Source organism: Janthinobacterium sp. UMAB-60, from assembly GCF_900095235.1.
In the GTDB taxonomy this organism is placed as follows: Bacteria; Pseudomonadota; Gammaproteobacteria; order Burkholderiales; family Burkholderiaceae_D; genus Janthinobacterium.
In genome coordinates, this window is the sequence record NZ_LT607485.1 from 77,849 (window position 1) to 95,515 (window position 17,667).

19 protein-coding genes and 1 tRNA gene are annotated in these 17,667 nt (G+C 64.6%); 7 read left to right on the forward strand and 13 right to left on the reverse strand.

Annotated elements, in window-relative coordinates; all coding sequences use genetic code 11:
* Nucleotides 1-11: 11 nt before the first annotated feature.
* The 5 genes from K0F86_RS08330 to K0F86_RS08350 all read left to right on the forward strand — a co-directional run bounded on the left by K0F86_RS08330 (nucleotide 12) and on the right by K0F86_RS08350 (nucleotide 3,354).
* The gene (locus tag K0F86_RS08330; protein ID WP_010394154.1) at nucleotides 12-623 is read left to right on the forward strand and encodes a glutathione S-transferase N-terminal domain-containing protein; all 612 of its coding nucleotides are present in this window, start codon (nucleotides 12-14) and stop codon (nucleotides 621-623) included.
* 141 nt (nucleotides 624-764) lie between these two features.
* Nucleotides 765-1,277, forward strand: coding sequence for a ClpXP protease specificity-enhancing factor (locus K0F86_RS08335; protein WP_071079859.1), 513 nt, complete (start codon nucleotides 765-767; stop codon nucleotides 1,275-1,277).
* A gap of 26 nt (nucleotides 1,278-1,303) precedes the next feature.
* A tRNA-Thr gene (locus tag K0F86_RS08340) sits at nucleotides 1,304-1,379 on the forward strand.
* 370 nt (nucleotides 1,380-1,749) lie between these two features.
* On the forward strand, nucleotides 1,750-2,442 hold the full coding sequence (locus K0F86_RS08345) for a Panacea domain-containing protein (RefSeq protein ID WP_219133975.1): 693 nt from the start codon (nucleotides 1,750-1,752) through the stop codon (nucleotides 2,440-2,442).
* Nucleotides 2,443-3,147: 705 nt separating this feature from the next.
* A complete protein-coding gene (locus K0F86_RS08350; protein WP_034753599.1) occupies nucleotides 3,148-3,354 on the forward strand; it encodes a dodecin in 207 nt (68 codons plus the stop codon).
* A gap of 18 nt (nucleotides 3,355-3,372) precedes the next feature.
* On the opposite strand, the gene K0F86_RS08355 is transcribed toward K0F86_RS08350, so the two are convergent.
* Nucleotides 3,373-3,684: a hypothetical protein gene (locus K0F86_RS08355; protein WP_070289468.1), complete on the reverse strand. Its 312-nt coding sequence runs from the start codon at nucleotides 3,682-3,684 to the stop codon at nucleotides 3,373-3,375.
* Between the two features lie 151 nt (nucleotides 3,685-3,835).
* Between K0F86_RS08355 and K0F86_RS08360 the strand changes: the two genes are divergently transcribed.
* Both K0F86_RS08360 and K0F86_RS08365 read left to right on the forward strand, forming a co-directional pair.
* On the forward strand, nucleotides 3,836-4,210 hold the full coding sequence (locus tag K0F86_RS08360; RefSeq protein ID WP_219133976.1) for a hypothetical protein: 375 nt from the start codon (nucleotides 3,836-3,838) through the stop codon (nucleotides 4,208-4,210).
* Between the two features lie 211 nt (nucleotides 4,211-4,421).
* A complete protein-coding gene (locus K0F86_RS08365; RefSeq protein WP_219133977.1) occupies nucleotides 4,422-5,414 on the forward strand; it encodes an EDSAP-1 family PEP-CTERM protein in 993 nt (330 codons plus the stop codon).
* A gap of 64 nt (nucleotides 5,415-5,478) precedes the next feature.
* On the opposite strand, the gene K0F86_RS08370 is transcribed toward K0F86_RS08365, so the two are convergent.
* From K0F86_RS08370 to K0F86_RS08425, 12 genes are read right to left on the reverse strand one after another with little or no spacing between them, the layout of a single operon-like run.
* Nucleotides 5,479-6,549, reverse strand: a complete 1,071-nt coding sequence (locus K0F86_RS08370; protein ID WP_219133978.1) for a tetratricopeptide repeat protein — start codon at nucleotides 6,547-6,549, stop codon at nucleotides 5,479-5,481.
* Between the two features lie 11 nt (nucleotides 6,550-6,560).
* Complete coding sequence (locus K0F86_RS08375; protein WP_219133979.1) at nucleotides 6,561-7,499, reverse strand: type II secretion system F family protein; 939 nt, start codon at nucleotides 7,497-7,499, stop codon at nucleotides 6,561-6,563.
* Nucleotides 7,500-7,514: 15 nt separating this feature from the next.
* Nucleotides 7,515-8,492, reverse strand: coding sequence for a type II secretion system F family protein (locus tag K0F86_RS08380; RefSeq protein WP_219133980.1), 978 nt, complete (start codon nucleotides 8,490-8,492; stop codon nucleotides 7,515-7,517).
* Between the two features lie 12 nt (nucleotides 8,493-8,504).
* Nucleotides 8,505-9,851, reverse strand: a complete 1,347-nt coding sequence (locus tag K0F86_RS08385) for a CpaF family protein (protein ID WP_219133981.1) — start codon at nucleotides 9,849-9,851, stop codon at nucleotides 8,505-8,507.
* A gap of 57 nt (nucleotides 9,852-9,908) precedes the next feature.
* The gene (locus K0F86_RS08390; RefSeq protein WP_099761020.1) at nucleotides 9,909-11,078 is read right to left on the reverse strand and encodes an AAA family ATPase; all 1,170 of its coding nucleotides are present in this window, start codon (nucleotides 11,076-11,078) and stop codon (nucleotides 9,909-9,911) included.
* Nucleotides 11,079-11,133: 55 nt separating this feature from the next.
* The gene (locus K0F86_RS08395; protein WP_219133982.1) at nucleotides 11,134-11,748 is read right to left on the reverse strand and encodes a TadE/TadG family type IV pilus assembly protein; all 615 of its coding nucleotides are present in this window, start codon (nucleotides 11,746-11,748) and stop codon (nucleotides 11,134-11,136) included.
* Entirely contained in the window at nucleotides 11,738-12,220 is a 483-nt protein-coding gene (locus K0F86_RS08400; RefSeq protein ID WP_219133983.1) for a TadE/TadG family type IV pilus assembly protein, read from the reverse strand. The genes K0F86_RS08395 and K0F86_RS08400 overlap by 11 nt, the downstream gene beginning before the upstream one ends.
* Entirely contained in the window at nucleotides 12,217-13,641 is a 1,425-nt protein-coding gene (locus tag K0F86_RS08405) for a pilus assembly protein TadG-related protein (protein ID WP_219133984.1), read from the reverse strand. Before K0F86_RS08405 ends, K0F86_RS08400 begins: the two co-directional genes overlap by 4 nt.
* Nucleotides 13,631-13,933 (reverse strand): hypothetical protein, encoded by a 303-nt coding sequence (locus K0F86_RS08410; protein ID WP_219133985.1) that lies wholly within the window; start codon nucleotides 13,931-13,933, stop codon nucleotides 13,631-13,633. Before K0F86_RS08410 ends, K0F86_RS08405 begins: the two co-directional genes overlap by 11 nt.
* Nucleotides 13,934-13,949: 16 nt before the next feature.
* Complete coding sequence (locus K0F86_RS08415; RefSeq protein WP_219133986.1) at nucleotides 13,950-15,395, reverse strand: type II and III secretion system protein family protein; 1,446 nt, start codon at nucleotides 15,393-15,395, stop codon at nucleotides 13,950-13,952.
* Nucleotides 15,396-15,413: 18 nt separating this feature from the next.
* A complete protein-coding gene (gene cpaB, locus K0F86_RS08420; protein ID WP_219133987.1) occupies nucleotides 15,414-16,268 on the reverse strand; it encodes a Flp pilus assembly protein CpaB in 855 nt (284 codons plus the stop codon).
* Nucleotides 16,265-17,638, reverse strand: coding sequence for an ATP-binding protein (locus K0F86_RS08425; protein WP_219133988.1), 1,374 nt, complete (start codon nucleotides 17,636-17,638; stop codon nucleotides 16,265-16,267). Before K0F86_RS08425 ends, cpaB begins: the two co-directional genes overlap by 4 nt.
* Nucleotides 17,639-17,667 lie beyond the last annotated feature (29 nt).

Consider the following 17,667-nt stretch of genomic DNA (forward strand, 5'->3'; position numbering starts at 1 on the left):
AACTATAAAAAATGATGGTTCTCTATTCGGGTACAACCTGCCCATTTTCGCAACGCTGCCGCCTGGTCCTGTTTGAAAAAGGCATGGACTTCGAAGTGCGCGACGTCGACCTGTTCAACAAACCGGAAGACATCTCGACCATGAACCCGTATGGCCAGGTGCCTATCCTGGTCGAGCGCGAACTGATCCTGTATGAATCGAACATCATCAACGAGTACATCGATGAGCGCTTCCCGCATCCGCAACTGATGCCGGCCGATCCGCTGATGCGTGCCCGCGCGCGCCTGATGCTGTTCAATTTCGAAAAAGAACTGTTCGTGCACGTGCACGTGCTGGAAAGCGAACGCGCCAAGAGCAACGACAAGGCCCACGACAAGGCACGCGCGGAAATCCGCGACCGCCTGACGACCCTGGCGCCGCTGTTCCTGAAAAACAAGTACATGCTGGGCGACGAATTCTCGATGCTCGACGTGGCTGTCGCGCCGCTGCTGTGGCGCCTGGACCACTACGGCATCGAACTGTCGAAGACGGCCGCGCCGCTGATGAAATACGCCGAACGCATCTTCTCGCGTCCTGCGTACATCGAAGCGCTGACGCCATCCGAGAAAGTGATGCGCCGCTAAAAGATAGGCCCGGCAAGCCACGCTTGCCGGGACATCTTGGGCCATGTGTTAAAGTTGTTTTTTGCGCTGTCCCAGTCTTTTGAACTACCGGTGCGCCCGCCTCATGCTTGATGGGGGCGCTCCCGCCTCACAGTGCCTACCATGTCTGAAATCTCAACCAAACCTTATATGCTGCGCGCCATCTATGAGTGGTGCACCGATAGCGGCTACACGCCTTATCTCGCGGTCAAAGTCGATTCGCGCACCACGGTACCGATGGAATACGTGAAAAAGGGCGAAATCGTGCTCAACATCAGCTTCGGCGCCACCAGCGGCCTGAAGATGGACAACGACGCCGTCCGCTTCCACGCCCGCTTTGGCGGCGTCTCGCGCGAAATCTACGTACCGGTCGACAACGTGATGGCCATCTACGCCAACGAAAACGGCCAGGGCATGGCTTTCGAGCCCGTGCTGGGCAACGATGATCCGGACGCGCAACCGACGGACAGCCCGGCCTCGGCCGACCTGCCGCCGCCAGCGCTGGCCCCGGTCTCCAGCGCCCCGACCCTGTCGTCCGTGCCGACCAGTTCCCCCGAACAACGCGACAACGCCACGCCCGGCGACGACGAGCCACCAAAAAAAGGCGGCCGCCCGACCCTGACACGCATTAAATAGCGTATAATTCGCAACGCACAGTTTTTGCCGACTTAGCTCATTTGGTAGAGCAGTTGATTTGTAATCATCAGGTGGCCAGTTCGAAACCGGCAGTCGGCACCAGAATATCAAGGGCTTACAGAAATGTAAGCCCTTTTCTTTTGGATCAGTAGCAAGCAAGTGACAACGCCAACTTATAGTTGCGCCTCTCTTGATTACAAGCAATCACACCTCACGTACTACTTTCCAGCGTGGCTTCTTGTCGACGTTCCCGGCAAAGATAGGCATAAATCAGTGTGGTTTCCAGGCTGGTGCAAGGTGGAACCCTTTTTGCCGCATAACGACATACAGAAGCACGTTGGCCGACCTCGCCGTCTAGCGGCAAAACCATCCAGCCGATACGCTGGCGCTTATCGATTTCGTTTGACAATTATCAAAACTACTGTACATTTATACAGTTAAACTGATTTCATCCACTTTCCGCACATGTTGCATGGGCCAGAGCATCATGCACGGCAATATGTTGACAGCGATGTACTTTGTGCGTAGATTGATCTCGAATAGCTATCCAAATTGCTCAAAATTGATGCGATGGAGGCTCAAAATTATGCCAAACTTATATTCCGAAAAGAAAGCCGCGCAGGTTGCCGCTTACTTCCTATTTCAAGCCCAAGGCCGCCTTCCTGTACTTAAGCTGATGAAGTTGCTTTATCTAGCAGAGCGGCGCTCATATGAGATGTACGGCGATCCGATCATTGGCGACAAGCTTGTTTCTATGGATCACGGACCTGTTCTGTCTCAAACATTGAATCGCATTAACGGAATGTCCTCATCTGAAGATAATGGGTGGGATGCGTGGATCGCGGATCGTGAGGATCATGCTGTGGCTTTGCGTGACGGAAGTCGGATTCGCTCACCAGAGCAAGACCTTCTGGAATTATCTGAAGCCGAGTTTGAAGTTCTCGCAGAAACTTGGAAAGATTTTGGTCACTTGAGCAAATATCAGATTCGCGACCTCACTCACAAAATTTGCCCTGAGTGGGAAGATCCTGAAGGCTCATCAGTACCCATCACGTTAGAAAAATTGTTCGAAGTACTTAAATTTAATAATGAACAGACACGGTTACTGAAAAAACAATTGCGCGAGCAGCAGGCGATCAACGCCGCTTTTATATCGGCGGCATGATGTCCGGTTGGTTACCGCGAGCCAAGGAAACACTCCTCATACCATCTGGTCCTGGTGGTATGTTTCATTTATTTATAGTACTAAATGACCCGGCGCTCATCAATGGCTATCCTGACAACATGTGTGCGCTGGTATGCGTTTGTTCGACCTATCCGAACGTCCCGTTCGATGCAACTTGTGAGCTTCAGGTCGGAAGCCATCCTTTCGTAGAGCATCGCAGTCACATCGCCTACAAGCATACTCGACTGGAGCCTGCGGCAACATTGTCGCAATTGGTGGAGAGCGGGGTGTTTCGTGTGCACCGTCCTTGCGGAGACCCGCCTTTTTCAGAGATCAAAGCCGGGCTGAATGCATCGAAGTTCACGAAGGGTGCCTTCAAACGACTACCAATTTAGTTGTGTAGCTAACCTTTTTTCTTCCCAGGCGCCTGCAGGATGCTCCTGGCGCCATTGACGCTCATCGCGACCCGAAGTGAGCGCATAGCGTGGGACGCAACGCGGACTATCTCCACCCACACGCCGACAAGACCAACTGAAGTCCCGGTTTTAACCGACAGCAATGTTGCCAGCATGATGGCAGCCTTCGCCAGATTCGCAATCGCATTGCTGCACCGCGCAATGACTATCAGCACGTTTAGGCGCAAGATGAGCACATGCCTGCGCAAAGCAGGCTCCCGATGTCTGGCTTGCCTACTGGGGAAACATCATGTCCGCACACACTTACAAGCTGATCGAGCTGGTCGGCACATCGACCGAGAGCAGCGATCAGGCGATACGCGATGCCATTGCCAAGGCGGCGCTGACGGTCAAGCATATGGACTGGTATGAAGTGACGGAATCGCGCGGCCATATCGTCGATGGCAAGGTGGCGCACTTCCAGGTCACGCTGAAGGTCGGCTTCCGACTGGAATAACGCAAAGCGGCGCGTTCATCACCGCCGCCCGGCCACTGCCCGGCTCTCCAGCCACTCACGGCCGCCGGCCTCCAGCGCGGCCTCGATCACCTTTTCCGGCAAGCTATATACCGTTGCCCAACTGGCGCGGCCATCCTGCGTATTCGCGGGGAAACTGTGCGTCTCGATGGGCCAGTGGTACTTGCGTTTCAGCGCTTTCACGATGGCGGCCAGGGAGACGCGGCCTTGCAGCGGTTCGGCGCCGGACTGGTCGCGGTTCGACAGCAGCACGGCCAGGACCTGGCCGCGGCCCGTGCGTGCGCCGGGGAAAGTGGGAGTTTTGTTTGCCATGGCCTATTTTACCGGGCGTGGCGCGATGTGCCGCACCTTTGATCTGGCGCAAGCGCCGCACCGGCTTTGCGGCCACGATGGGTATTTCGCCAGGCGTGCCGGCGCCCCTCCGGCAGCCTGGGCCACTCATCACGGGGCACAGGAGCCTATCATGCACAGCCTGAACATCCATGCCATGCAATGGCAACCCGTTGCCGATATTTCCGCCGTCGACCCGCTGCTGCCCGCGGATCTGGCCTGCTTTCGTGAATTGCGCGACGTGCTGCAGCGCTATGGCGCACTCGACCGCTTCGGCATTTCCCTGATCCACCGCCATTTCGACATCGCCGACGACGAAGAGCTGATGGAATACACGGATGTGGCGCAACGCACCTTGACGGTCAAACCTGTCAAGAAAAGCGACATCGATTGGCAGCACACGACCATTACCAACTGGAAATTGACGGAAGGCGAGGAAGTGGCGCGCATCGGTTGCGGTTGCGCAAGCAATTCGGGTGGCCACCTGGGCTATCACCGTGGTACCTGAGGCTGGCCGACGCCGCCCGCCAAGCGGCGTCGGCCTTTCTTACAGTTGACCTCTTCCAGCTCAGCCCGCTTTAGGCAAGTATTTGATTAAATAAGCTTTTTTTATATGGCACGCAAGCTGCTTATCCCTGTCTACGAGATGAATCCAGGCAAGTCATTCTGGATTCTTTGTCCCCCGGATTTTCCGAGACTGACTACGATAAGAGGCTGCGATGAACGTCGATCACACACGAAGCAAGACCCTGGGCTGGCTAGGCGCACTGGCGGCGGCAAGCCTGCTGGCCAGCGGCCAGGCGCAGGCCGGCGCGTACGGCCTGGCCGTCAATGAGTTGAACAATTTCCGCATCACCACCAGTGCCGGCAGCTTGTCGCTGGCCGGCGCCAACCGCAATGCCAGCGACAGCGCCTTCTTCGAAGGTGGCGCGGCCGTCAATCCGCGCGCCGTCAATACGGGGCCGGCCGCCAACGCCGACGTGCTGCAAGTGTGTTCGGGGAGCGGCTGCAGCGGCTTGCCGCAAAACCGCTACGCACCCAGTCCCAGCTCCACCCTGGAATTCGCGCGCGGCGATGCGCACTCCTTCGGCAATATGCTCACGGCCACCGGCTCCACCGTGAGCGCTGTTGCGGAAGCACAGCGCAACACGGTCGGTGCCGCCACGGCCACGGCCGGCGACACGCTCACCGGTTCCATCAATCTGACCCTGTCGAGCGCCGGCTTCATCACCTTCAGCTTCATGGGACGGCGCGACTTGCGCACCAGCGTGACGACCATGGGCGACAAGTCGAACGTGTCGATCATGGATATCTTCAATATCTCGTGCAATGCCGCCAGCCCCGCCGGCTGCCTGTCGAACGCGAACGTCGATGGCGTGATCTTCCAGTTCGCTCCCGACGGCAACCCGAACAATGGCAGCGATATCAACGGCAACCATGGCGCCGGCAGCCTCGACCCGTTCAGCCTGAACATGACGGCCGGCACCAACGACCCGGCCACCGGGCGCGCCTTCACGAATGGCTTTGCGATGTTTTCCCTGACCTCGAATTTCGCCATGCCCGCCGGCAGCTATACCTTGAATTTCTCCAAGTCCACGCGCACCGATATCGTCGTCATCGATCCCCTGGTCGTCCCTGAGCCAGGCACGCTGTTCCTGTTGGGCACGGGACTGGCGGCCCTGGCGTTCACGCGCCGGCGCCAGTCGAAGTAATCAGCAGCATGCAAAACACGCGGCGCCTCATGGGCGCCGTTTTTTTTGCCTCCACAGCGGCGTTTTAACCGAGCCGCGCCAGTGCCTGGCGCGCCAGTTGCAACTGCTGCAGATAATAGCGGTGCAGCATGGCCGGATCGCTCAGGTCGCGCCCCAGTACCAGGCGCAGCTCGCTGGCCGGGCAGTCGGCGGCCTGGGTCTGCACCTGCGTCCCAAGCTGGCGGGCTAGCTGACGCGCCGCCTGCTCTTGCGCGGGCCGGTATTCGACGCGCGTGCGCGCCACCTGGAAGCTGGTTTCATTGGCCAGGCGCACCACTTGCACGGGAGCGACGGCCAGGCTGCGCGCCAGCGCGGCGGCCATGCCCGGCACGCCGTTGCCATTCACAATTTCCAGGCGCGGGCGCGGCGCGACCGCCGCCGGCATGGGCCGCTCGGGCACTGCGGCGGGTACGCTGCGCGCCGTCGCCGTCGCTGGCACACGCTGCAGCTGGGCCATGCCATCGCTCTGCGTGATCTCCACGCGCGCCATGGCGGGCGCCTCCGGCAGCGGCGCGGGCACGGGCACAACCTTCGGCGCCGCCTCGCCGCGCAAGACCGCCAGGTCGCGCCGCAAGTCATGTTCCTGCAGGCTCAGCGCCTGGCGCCGCATGAGGGCGGCGCGCTCGTGCTGTCCCAGGCGCTCCAGCACCTGCGCCAGATGCTGCCAGGCCAGCGCATTGAACGGATCGAGCAGGCACGCCTGTTCCAGCGCAGTCAACGCTTGCGCGTCGCGCCCGCTCAGATAATAGGCATGGCCCAGATTGCTGAACAGATAGGCCTGCTGCGGCAGCGCCATACCCGTTTCCTGCGTCAGTGCCTGCCACTGGGCGATGGCGGCGGCGTGCTCGCCCCGCTGCGCATGCAGCACGGCCAGGCCGTTGCGCGCATTCACGTGGCGCGGCGCATGGCGCAGCGCCTGTTCATAGGCCGCCTGCGCGGCGGGCAGGTCGCCCCGCTCGAAATGCTGGCGCCCCGCGACATAGGCGGCATCGGCGTCAGGCCACGCCGGCACCGGTGCCTGGGCCAGTTGCGTGGTACAGGCGGCCAGTCCAAGGCAGGCACAGGCGGCGGCCAGGCGGGAGAGCGTCAAGCGCATGGTGACTCCTTTCAGCGGCTGGCCATGGCCGGCACGAGCACGCGATAGACTTCGATCACGGCCGGCCCCATGAGCACCAGCATCAGGGTGGGAAAGACGCAAAAGATCAGCGGGAACAGCAGTTTTAACGCGATCTTCGCCGCCGCCTCCTCGGCCAGCAGGCTGCGCTTGCCGCGCAGGTTTTCCGAATGCACGCGCAATGAATCGCCCATGCTGGTGCCGAAACGTTCCGATTGAATCAGCATGGCGACCAGGGTGTCGACATCTTCCACGCCGCTGCGCAGGGCCAGGTTGCGCAGCGCCTTTTCCTTGGAAAAGCCGGCGCGCATTTCCATCAGCACCAGTTGCAATTCCTGCGCCAGCACCACGCTTTTGATGTGGATCTCACCCGATACCTTGACCAGCGCGCGCTCCAGGCTCAGGCCCGCTTCCACGCACACGGTCAGCAAGTCGAGCGCATCGGGGATATTTTCAAAGATGTCGCGCTGGCGCCGCTTGGCCGTGCTGGCCAGCACCAGGTTCGGCAGGTAATAGCCGATGGTGGCGCTGACGCACAGCAGCAACAGCAGCACGCTGCGCAGCTGTGCCGCCATGGCGCTGGCCGCGTACAGCCCCAGCACGGTGGGAAACAGCAGGGCCAGCACGGTTTTCGCCGCGAAGTACAGGGCGGGCGCGCTCGCTTGCCGCCAGCCCGCATTCATGAAGCGCGTGCGCAGCGGCGAGCGCTCCCAGCCCTCTTCCGGCAGCGACAGCTTGCTGAACGGCTGCGCCACGCGCGCCACGCGCTCCACCCAGCCAGAGTCGGCCACCGCATCGCTGGTCGCAGGCGCCGTGGCGCCGAACAGGCGCTGGCGCAAGGTGCCGGGAAAGAAGATCAGCCACGCCAGCAGGGCCAGTGCCACCACCACGGCAAAGACGATCAACAGGAACAGCAGTTGCGGGCCAGTCATGGCGTTTTCTCCACGTTAGATACGGATGCGGATCACATTGCGCATCCAGACGACACCCAAGGCCACCATGCCGGCCGCGTACCACAGCAATTTGATGCCGCTGGGATCGGTCCACAGCAGGCGGATGTATTGCGGGTTGACCAGCGCCATGACGCCGATCATCACCACCGGCATCAGTCCCAGCACCCAGGCCGACATGCGCCCCTCGGCCGACAGCACGCGCACCTGCCCCAGCAGTTTCAAACGGGCGCGGATGATGCGCGCGATGCTGACCAGCACTTCGGCCAAGTTCCCCCCCGATTCGCGCTGCACCAGCACGGCGATGACGAGGTAGCGCAAGTCCGTCAGCGGAATGCGCGCGGCCAGGTTTTGCAGCGCCTCGTTCATCGGCACGCCGTAATTGATTTCCTCGTGCGCCATTTTGAATTCGCCGCTGATCGGTTCATTGAGTTCATCGCCCACCATCTGCAGCACATTCGAAAACGAGTGCCCGGCGCGCAGCGCGCGGGCCAGGAAATCGGCCGCTTCCGGCAGTTGCGCCTCGATCTTTTTCAGCCGCGCCGCGCGCGCGCGCAGCACGAACAGGCACGGTCCGCTCATGGCGCTGGCCAGCAGCAGCAAGGCACCGGGAAAAGGCATGGACCAGGCCGCCAGCAGCAGCAAGGCCGCCAGCAACAGGGCACCCGTGACGCCGAGGAATTGCGCCACCGACCAGGACAGGCCCGATTGCAACAGCAGGTGGTCCAGCTGCGCCGCCCGCGGCGCGCGCCGCAGCAAGCGCTCCAGCCCGGGCGCACGCGCATAGCGGCGCTGCTTGAGGATGGAGACCCGCTCGCCGCCCGCCTCGCCGCGCGCCGCCATCAGCCGCAAGCGCCGGTTGATGCGCCGCGCCGCGCTGCCGTGCGTGCCCGACCACCACAGCCAGGCACCTTCCACCATCAGGATGCAGGCGGCAAACAGCAGCACGGCAAAGCCGTAGAACACCAGGTCCATGATCCCTCTCCCTTACTCGTAAATGCGGTCGGGGTCGAACACGCTATCAGGCACGGGCGCGCCAAACATGCGCAAGCGCTCCGTGAAGCGGGGCCGCACGCCCGTGGCGCAGAAGTGGCCCTGCACCTTGCCCTCGGCATCGACGCCCGTCTGCTCGAAGCGGAAGATTTCATGCATGGCGATGATGTCGCCTTCCATGCCCGTCACCTCCTGCAGGCTGACCAGCTTGCGCGCGCCATCCGTCAGGCGCGACACCTGCATCACCACCGTCACGGCCGAACAGATCTGCTGGCGCGTGGCGCGTGGCGTCAGGTTCACGCTGGCCATGCCGACCATGTTTTCCAGCCGCGCCAGCGCGTCGCGCGCCGTGTTCGAGTGGATGGTCGCCAGCGAACCTTCATGGCCCGTGTTCATCGCCTGCAGCATGTCGAGCGCCTCGGCGCCGCGCACCTCGCCCAGGATGATGCGGTCGGGGCGCATGCGCAGCGCATTGCGCACCAGCGCGCGCTGGCTCACTTCGCCCTTGCCCTCGATGTTCGGCGGGCGCGTTTCCAGGCGCACCACGTGCGGCTGGCGCAGCGCCAGTTCGGCCGCATCCTCGATGGTGACGATGCGTTCGCTGCCGGGAATGAAGCCGGACAGCACGTTGAGCAGGGTCGTCTTGCCGCTGCCCGTGCCGCCCGAGATCAGGATGTTGACCTTGGCCTGGCCCAGCGCCTGCAGAACCTGCACCATGGGCGGCGTCAGGCTCTTGTAGTCGAGCAGGTTGGCGATGCTCAAAGGCTGCACGGCGAAGCGCCGGATCGACAATATCGGGCCATCGACGGCCAGCGGCGGAATGATGGCATTCACGCGCGATCCGTCCGGCAGGCGCGCGTCGACCATCGGGCTCGATTCATCGACGCGCCGTCCCACGCGCGAGACGATCTTTTCGATGATCTTCATCAGGTGCGCATTGTCGTGGAACGTCACGTCCGTCAGCTGCAGCCGCCCACCCCGCTCGACATACACCTTGTCGCAGGTATTGACGAGGATGTCGGACACGCTGGCGTCGGCCAGCAAGGGTTCGAGCGGGCCAAAGCCCAGCATCTCGTGCTGGATATCGAGCACCAGGCTATGCCGCTCGTGCTGGTTCAGCACGATGCGCTCTTCCTCGATCACGCGCTGCACCAGCAGCGCCAACTCGTGCTTGAACTGCTCCGCCGTCAGGCGCTTTAACCGCTCCAGGTCGATACGGTCGAGTATCGTCTGGTGCATGGTCTTTTTCAGTTCCTGGTAGGCGTGCAGCGCCAGCGCGCCTTGTCCATTCGTGGCGGGGCGCACCGTTTCATTCGCCGCCAGGCGTTCGCGTAAAGTCATCTCGGCTCCCATGATGGCTCCCGGCGGGAGCCTTGACACAATTCAGCTGCCGCCCCGTCAAGCCTCGCTGCGGCTGAACAGGCGGTCGAACAGGCCGCGGCTTTCCGTCACGCGGCGCGCCGTCACCAGCTCCACCAGCTCGGCCAGGCTGCGCGCCACGGCGCTGGTACGCGATAGCTGCAGCAGCGGAATGCCCTGGTTGACGGAATCGGTGGCGGCGATGTAATCGTTGGGCACCGTGTGCACCACTTCCGCGCCCAGCGCCTGCTCCAGGTCCGCCAGGCGCAGGCGCCCGCCCTTTTCATAGCGGTTGACGATCAGGCGCAGGCGCTCGCCCGGATAGCCGAGCGAGCGAAAGATGTCGAGCAGGCGCCGGCCGTCGCGGATGTCGGGCAGGGCCAGTTGCAGCACCGGATAGATGGCGTCGGCGTTGTCGAGCGCGCGCAGCGACAGCGCATCGATCTGGCGCCCCACGTCGAGCACGATGTAGTCGTAGTGCTGGCGCGCCACGGCCAGGATGCGGTCCATGTGCTCGGGCTGCATGTCGACCTTGTGCGCGGGGTCGTCGGCCGCCGCCAGCACGCCGAAGTTCGGCGTCACGTGCACCAGGCACGAGGCGAGAAAGGCGCCATCCATGCGCGCGATCTGGGCGCAGATGTCGGACAGGGTCATGGCCGGCTTCTGGTCCGACACGTACAACGTGGCGTCGCCGAACTGGCCGTGCAGGTCGATCAGCAGCACCTTGCAGCCGGCCAGGCTGGCCAGCGCGTAGGAAAAATTCGTCGACAGGAAGGTGGCGCCGCTGCCACCCTTGCAAGAGATGAAGGCGAGCACTTTGCCGTCGCGCATCTGCGTCACGCCGGCCTGGATGTCGACCCGGTCCATCGCCTCGTGAAAGGCCTTGTGCACCAGCGGCAGCTGCAGCACTTCGCGCATGCCGGCGCGCATGGCGCGGATCAGCACATCCTGTTGCTGGCCACGCGTGAGCAGCATCAGCACGGCCAGCGGATACTGGCGCGCCAGCCGCTCCAGCAAGTCCGCCTCCTCGGCGTCAAGGCCGCTGGCGTCGACGATCACCAGCTCGGGCGCTTCGGGCAGCATGCGTTCGACGGCGTCGCGCAGGCCGCTGCGCCGCTCCAGCAGACGCAGCACCGGCATGCGGGCCGCGCCTTGCGCGGCGATTTCTTCGTGCAAGCTGGCGTCGCGGCTAATCATCAAGGCTTTCATCGCACTTCCTCGCTTCTTTCAGGTCTACACAGTCGGCTGCACCGCCACGCGGCGCTCAGGGACAGGAATTCGGATTGCCCGGATAGCCCAGCGACTCGGCCACCGCCATGGTGCTCCCGCTGGGCAAACGCACGGCCCTTGCACCGGAGGGAAACATCATCCCAAGCAGGGGCAGGACGGGCCGGTACGGCACGCTTTCGCAGCGCGCGCCATCACCGGGCACGCACAGGCGCGCGCGCACGAAGCGGATGCAGCTGGCGCCATGCGGGTTGTCGATGCAATTGATGCGGTTGCGCTGCGGACAGCCTGGCATCACGCTGACCGGCAGCGCCGCCAGCGCCGCGCCGCTGTCGGACAGCGACAGATAATCGATGCGCACATACGCGTCGCTGATGCCGCCGCCGAGCGGCAGCGCGCCCGGTGCGGCGCGCAACACGGCTTGCGTCCGCACGGCCTGCAGCGCGCCGGCATTGGTGAAATCGGTGACGGCCGCGCCGCGCGCGGCGCGCCGGGTGATCTCGTGCACCATGTTCCACAGATACACGGCGCGCGCCACTTCCAGCATGGCGAACAGGAACAGGAAGAACAGCAATGCCAGCATGGCGAACTCGACGGCAAAAACGCCGCCCTGGCGCTGCCGCTGGAGGTGCCGGCGCAGGTTAATTAACATAGCGCAATGTCGCATTCGCACGCAACGGGATCGGCGCCAGCTGCGGCAGCCACGCGCGCGCCAGGTCGGGCAGGAAGGTGACGGGCATGTCAACGGTCACCTTGATGCGCACCTGCAGCGGCGCCGTCGCGTAGCTGCCGCAGCTGTAGGAATCGTCGGCATACACGCATTCCACGCTGATCAGGTATGGCTGCATGGCCGGCCAGCTTTCCGCCATCGCATCGACCACCATCTGCCGGACAAACACGGCACCCTGGTTCGCCGTGTCGCCCTTGGCCATCTGCGACAGCGGCATGGTGGCCAGGTAGCGCGCCGCATCGTGCGTACTTTTTTGCAGGGCCGTGTACACCAGCAGCGCGCGGCCGAACAGCAGCACGACGGGCAGCAGTCCCATGAAGAACACCATGATCAGCGCCAACTCGATGGCGGCCACGCCGTCCTGGCGACGTGGCGTGCGGCAAGGCGGCCTCATTGCAGCAGCTCCACGGGACTGCCCAGCGCCTGCTCCGGCACGATGCCGGCAAATTCAGCGCTCAGCACGCCATTGCTGGCCGGCGCCGTCATGAAGAAGCGGCCGATGCCGCGCACCTGGGCCAGCACGTCGCTGCCGGCCGGCACAGGACAGGCCAATAAGGCGATATGCAACAGGCGCCGCTGCGCCACGCCCGTGTTGCCGCTCGGCGCAGTCTGGAAACCCAGCGTCAGGTAGGGAGTGCTGCTGGCGGGGTAGACGGACTTGGCGGCCGGCGCGGCCGGGCTAGCCGGATACAGCTTGGGCCAGTCGCTGGTGGCAAACGGCAGATAGCCGCCGGCCGGCTTGACGCTGCTGTACTTCGCCGCCCGGGCGAACGACCACAGCGGCCCGTAGCTGCCGACGGCGGGCGGCGTCGCGTTCGATTCCGGGTCGGCCACGGACAGCAGCGGGTTGCCGGTGCTCAGCGCGCTGGGAGCGTCGGGCGTATTCGTCATCCACCAGTTCGCGGCCGCGTTCGGAAAGGGGCGGATGCTCGCGTCGGGCGGCGCCGTGACGGCATGGCAGCCGCTGCCCGCATGCTGGTTGAAGCGCGCATTGAAAGCTGGCCACAGCGCCGCGGGAAAGGGCCGGTGCACGTGCACTTGCGCGCTGCCGATGCGCGGGAACAGCACGCTGCCCGAGCAGACGAAGGGCAGGATGGCGGCATCGCTGACCTGCGCCGACGCGCCCACCGTCCCCGGCTGGCCCAGCGGATTGAGCACGAAATGCTCGGCCGTGGCGCCCTGCGGATTGAGCTTCAACAAGTTATACGCCACGCCGCGGCGAAAGCCATATTCGAGCAGTTCGACGGCCGGCAGCAGCGCCGCATTCGTGCGCGGACTGGCCGCGCTGGACGACAGCGCGCAAATGGCCAGCGGCGTCAGGTTCAGGCCGGTACGCCCGGCGACGGCGCGCGCACCCGTGTCGAGCGTGCGCAGGGCCGGCGACCAGGCGCCCAGGAACGCCGTCGCCACCCGCCCCAGCGCCGGTTCGTTGGCCTGCGTATCGATGCGCACGAACAGCGCCCTGGCGGCATCGGGCACGGCGCCCGCCACATGCCACTCGCTGGCGGACGCGTCGGGCGCTGCCGCGAAACGGATGCTGGCGTCCGACAGGACGGCGCCCTGCATGCGGCGCCGCCAGGCGCTCTTGTCGGCCGCACTGTGCTTGGCTTTGTCCACGGCAGCGAGCAAGCCTTCAGGCGTGCCCGCCAGTTCCGCCGCCGCGGCCAGCGCCGCGTTGTCGGCCAGGTTCTGCAGTTCCGTCTTGCGGCCGATGACTTGCCCCACGTCGAGCGCCAGGCCGATAAAGCCCAGCACCACGATGAGCAGGATGGAAAAAGCGATCAGCATCGCCCCGCGCTGGCGTCTATTTGCCATTGCCGCCTCCCAGCATGAATTGCACCGGCTGCGACGCCTGGCCGTTCGGTTCGGCAAACGAGGCGCGGTAGCGCTGCATGACGGCGTGCGCGCTGGGGCCATCGAGGCCATCGGCCGGGGTGCGATTGCCGGCGCTGGCCGGATCGCGCACCTGCTGCGCCATGGCCAGGCGCACGGCGTCGCCAAAGCGCCCGTCCAGCTGCGGCGTGCTGCCGTGCGCGCAGGCGGCCAGCTGCAGTACCAGCAGCAGTGCCGCCAGGCGCCGCAGCGACATCAAAAGCGAGTTCGGCATGGCATGTCTCCCCGTCTCATTTCAGCTCAAAACCGTTGGCCGCGCGCAGTGGCGGCACGGGCGGCGGCACGGACGGCGGCGCCAGCGCCCCTTCCATCTTGCCGCCCAACATCAAGTCCGTGCGCGAAGGGGGCGCCAGCTGCGCCGTCGGCAGCACGGCCTCCGCCGGCAAGGGCTTGACCAGGTGCGCGGTAATGACGAACAGCAATTCCGTGCGGTCATGCTGGAAATCCGTGCTGCGAAACAGCGCGCCGAGGATGGGCACTTCGCTGAGCCAGGGCACGCCCGTGATGTTGCTCACCTGGTTGTTCTTGATCAAGCCGCCGATGGCGTAGCTCTGGCCGTCGTACAGCTGCACCGTGGTCGAGGCGCGCCGCGTGGTGATGACGGGCAAAATCGAGCGCCCGCTGACGCCGGCGGCGGAAATGCCCACCCCCTCGCGCGACAGTTCCGACACTTCCGGCGCCACCTTCAGGTTGATGCGCCCGCCCGACAGCACAGTGGGCGTAAAACGCAAGCCGACGCCATATTCGCGCTCTTCCAGCGTAATCTTGTTGTTGTCCTGGCCGACGGGAATGAAGATCTTGCCGCCAGCCAAAAAACTGCCTTCCTGCCCGCTGATCGCCATCACCGTCGGCTCGGCCAGGATGCGCACCAGGCCATCCTGTTTCTGCGCCTCGATGGTCAGCTGCTGGCCATTCGACTTGCGCACGTCGAGCAAGCCATTGGCCGTGCCGCTGAGGAAATTCGACAGCAAGGTGGTGGCCCAGCTGCCGGAGGCGAAGCGCAGGGTGGCGCCCACTTCCAGCCGTTCCAGCAGCGACTTCGACACTTCGGCGATCTGCACGGCCAGCATCACCTGCTGCGGCGCACTGACGTCGAGCATATTGATGATGCGGCTGCTCGCGCCGCCCGTGCCGCCACCGGGCGCCGCTGCGGCGACAGGCAAGGCGGCGCCATCGGCGGGCTTGGGCAACGCCAGCGGATGCGTAGCGCGGCGCACATACGCGTGCGCCAGCTCGACGGCGCGCAGCACGGCACCCGCATCCTGCACCGTGCCCGACAGCACCAGGGTATCGGCCACGGCTGTCACACGGATGGCTTTTTCTTCCGGCATCAGGGCCGCCAGGGTCGCTTGCAAGCCGGCCGGGTCCATGCTGACGCTGACATTCACCACGCTGCACACGCCGCTCTTGCCCTGGATGATCATGTTGGTGCTGCCCACATCGACGCCGACCACATATAAAGTGTCGGGCGCCACCAGCATGGCTTGCAGCACGGCCGGATTGCCGACGCTGCGCTGTTGTACCGCTTCAGGCAGACGCAGCATGCTCGACTTGCCCACCTGCAGCTGCAAGTTGCCGGGGGTAGCCGCTTTGCCGCCGCAGCGCGGGCCAGGATCGGCCGCCGCGCCGGCAAGCGGCAACAACAGGCAGCACAGTGTCAGCAGGGCGCGGTTCATGAGCGTGTCCATGGTTGGCTAAAAACATTCGCGTGACTGGCGCGTCCCGTCGATGACGCCGCTGCACTGGCGCTGTGGCTCCGCCGGCGCCTTCGCCACGCGCACCGGGCGTGGTGGCACGGCCAGCACGGGGGCAGCGGCAGGAGCGGGCTCGGCTTCGTGCGGCCCACCCAGCAGGGTCAGCTTGGTGGCGCCCGCCGTCACACCCGGCTGCGGGTCGACCTGGTTGCGCAGCACCAGCGACAGGCTGCCCACGCTGCGCGCCAGGTCCAGGTTTTCAGCCTGTTCCGGCGTCACTTCCAGGGTCACCGCATTGACCACGCGCGGCTTGGTCTCGTCACGCCCCACCTCCTGCGCCACGGCCAGCACCAGGATGCGTTCGAGCACGATCTTGGAAATGTTGCGGCTTTGCGGAAACGCGCGGTCGCCCGCATCCTGCTGGGTGCTCACGATGATGTCGACATAGTTGCCCGGCAAGGCGAAGCCGGCCACGCCGATCACGTCGTTGACGCGCACGGTGATGGCGCGCCGCCCTTCCGTGATCAGGGCCGACAGGCCGCCCAGGGTGCCCACCGGTGCCAGCTTGGCTTCGCTCAGCGGTTCGCCGCGCAGCACGCTGGTTTTCAGCACCCGTCCCGCCAGTGGCGCCGGGTCTTGCAGCGCGCCTTGCGGCAAGCTTTCCGCAGGCCATTCGGCCAGGCGCAGCATCTCGGGCGTCAGGCGCTGGCCCAGGTTGACATCGCTGGCGGCGACGACGATCTTGCCCTTGCCGGCCGGCGTCTGGCGCAGCAGCCAGTGCGAGGCCAGCAACACGGCCAGCAGGCCCAGCACCACAGCCAGACCCATCATCAGGAGGGCGCGCCGGTTTTTCATGCGATACGCTCGCACAGGCTGGCGGCCGGCATGTCGCAGCTGGCAAACAGGCTGCTCCAGGCCTGTTCCAGGGCGGCCACCGTCAGGCGCGCTTCGCAACCGGCAAAGCCCGCAAAGTCGCCTATGCGCGCCAGCAATTCACCAGGATAGCTGGCCAGCAAGGGCCGTCCCTGCGCGCCATGCAGCTGCAGCAGGTGATTCAGGACCAGCTCGTCGATGGCCATGCCGGCCAGACGGCATTGCTGGCGGAACAGGGCGCGATAGGCGCTCTCGGCCAGCGGCCCCACCTGCACCTTGTAGCCGATGCGGCGCAGCAAGGCAGGATCGAACAGTTCGCCCGGCGGCACGTTCGTGGCCAGCACCAGGGCATTGTCGAACGGCACGCTGATCTGCACGCCGCCGGGCAGGCCCAGCTGGTCGCTGCCCCGTGCCAGCGGCTGCATCAGCCGCGTCAGCAGTTCTTGCGCGCCCAGGCGCTGGCAACCCAGGTCGTCGATGATCAGCATGCCGTTATTCGCCCGCACATGGGGCGGCGCCTGGTAGCAGCCGCCGCTGGCGTCATGGCGCAGCTCCAGCATGCCCGCGTCGAGCTCGGCGCCCACGTGAATCACGGGACGCTGGCACAACACCCAGCGAATATCGGTGCTGCGCCGCTCGAGCGCCTGGCGCGCATGGCTGACATGCTGCGGCGCGGGCGGCAGGTGCTGCGCCGGATCGTACAATTGAATGATGTCCTGGCCGACGACGATGGCGTAGGGCACGGCGACGAGACCGTGCAGCAATTGGCCCAGTTGCAGCGCCAGGGTCGACTTGCCGCTGCCGGGCGGACCGTACAGCAGCAGCGAGCGCCCCGAATGCAGGGCCGCGCCGACCACGTCGAGCATGCCCGGCCCCGCATGGGCGCTACCCAGCACGGCGGCCAGGTCATCGCTGCCGACGCGCTGTTCCTGTGCCAGCCACGACTGGCGCGCCACCATGGCGCGGTACGCTTCCAGGGTGACGGGGGCGGCGCCGATATACGCGCAGCGCTCAAGGAAGGCGCTGGCGCGCTGCTTGCCGGCGCCCGTCAGCTGGTACTGCACGTCAATCTCGGATTCGCCGCGCCAGGCCACTTCGGCCATCTGCTCGGCCACCATGAAATCGAGCACTTCGCGCAAGACATTGATCGACAGGCGCAAGCGCGTCGTCATGGCGGACAGGTGCGTCTTGCCGCTCACAAACATCAGCTTGGCGATCAGTTCAACCACGAGCGGCCGCTCCAGGCCCGTTTCGCGCAAGCTCTTCGGCTGCGGCGGCAAGGGCGGCATCAGGTTCGCGTCGGCGGGGCGCGGCGCACTCTCGGTGCTCATGGAATAGTCGACCTCGCTCATCCTGTGTCTCCAAGCCGGTTAAGACTGCA

Coding starts and splice junctions, on each gene's coding strand:
- K0F86_RS08330 (WP_010394154.1), top strand. CDS start 12: ATGATGGTTCTCTATTCGGGTACAACCTGCCCATTTTCGCAACGCTGC.
- K0F86_RS08335 (WP_071079859.1), top strand. CDS start 765: ATGTCTGAAATCTCAACCAAACCTTATATGCTGCGCGCCATCTATGAG.
- K0F86_RS08345 (WP_219133975.1), top strand. CDS start 1,750: ATGGGCCAGAGCATCATGCACGGCAATATGTTGACAGCGATGTACTTT.
- K0F86_RS08350 (WP_034753599.1), top strand. CDS start 3,148: ATGTCCGCACACACTTACAAGCTGATCGAGCTGGTCGGCACATCGACC.
- K0F86_RS08355 (WP_070289468.1), bottom strand. CDS start 3,684: ATGGCAAACAAAACTCCCACTTTCCCCGGCGCACGCACGGGCCGCGGC.
- K0F86_RS08360 (WP_219133976.1), top strand. CDS start 3,836: ATGCACAGCCTGAACATCCATGCCATGCAATGGCAACCCGTTGCCGAT.
- K0F86_RS08365 (WP_219133977.1), top strand. CDS start 4,422: ATGAACGTCGATCACACACGAAGCAAGACCCTGGGCTGGCTAGGCGCA.
- K0F86_RS08370 (WP_219133978.1), bottom strand. CDS start 6,549: ATGCGCTTGACGCTCTCCCGCCTGGCCGCCGCCTGTGCCTGCCTTGGA.
- K0F86_RS08375 (WP_219133979.1), bottom strand. CDS start 7,499: ATGACTGGCCCGCAACTGCTGTTCCTGTTGATCGTCTTTGCCGTGGTG.
- K0F86_RS08380 (WP_219133980.1), bottom strand. CDS start 8,492: ATGGACCTGGTGTTCTACGGCTTTGCCGTGCTGCTGTTTGCCGCCTGC.
- K0F86_RS08385 (WP_219133981.1), bottom strand. CDS start 9,851: ATGACTTTACGCGAACGCCTGGCGGCGAATGAAACGGTGCGCCCCGCC.
- K0F86_RS08390 (WP_099761020.1), bottom strand. CDS start 11,078: ATGAAAGCCTTGATGATTAGCCGCGACGCCAGCTTGCACGAAGAAATC.
- K0F86_RS08395 (WP_219133982.1), bottom strand. CDS start 11,748: ATGTTAATTAACCTGCGCCGGCACCTCCAGCGGCAGCGCCAGGGCGGC.
- K0F86_RS08400 (WP_219133983.1), bottom strand. CDS start 12,220: ATGAGGCCGCCTTGCCGCACGCCACGTCGCCAGGACGGCGTGGCCGCC.
- K0F86_RS08405 (WP_219133984.1), bottom strand. CDS start 13,641: ATGGCAAATAGACGCCAGCGCGGGGCGATGCTGATCGCTTTTTCCATC.
- K0F86_RS08410 (WP_219133985.1), bottom strand. CDS start 13,933: ATGCCGAACTCGCTTTTGATGTCGCTGCGGCGCCTGGCGGCACTGCTG.
- K0F86_RS08415 (WP_219133986.1), bottom strand. CDS start 15,395: ATGAACCGCGCCCTGCTGACACTGTGCTGCCTGTTGTTGCCGCTTGCC.
- cpaB (WP_219133987.1), bottom strand. CDS start 16,268: ATGAAAAACCGGCGCGCCCTCCTGATGATGGGTCTGGCTGTGGTGCTG.
- K0F86_RS08425 (WP_219133988.1), bottom strand. CDS start 17,638: ATGAGCGAGGTCGACTATTCCATGAGCACCGAGAGTGCGCCGCGCCCC.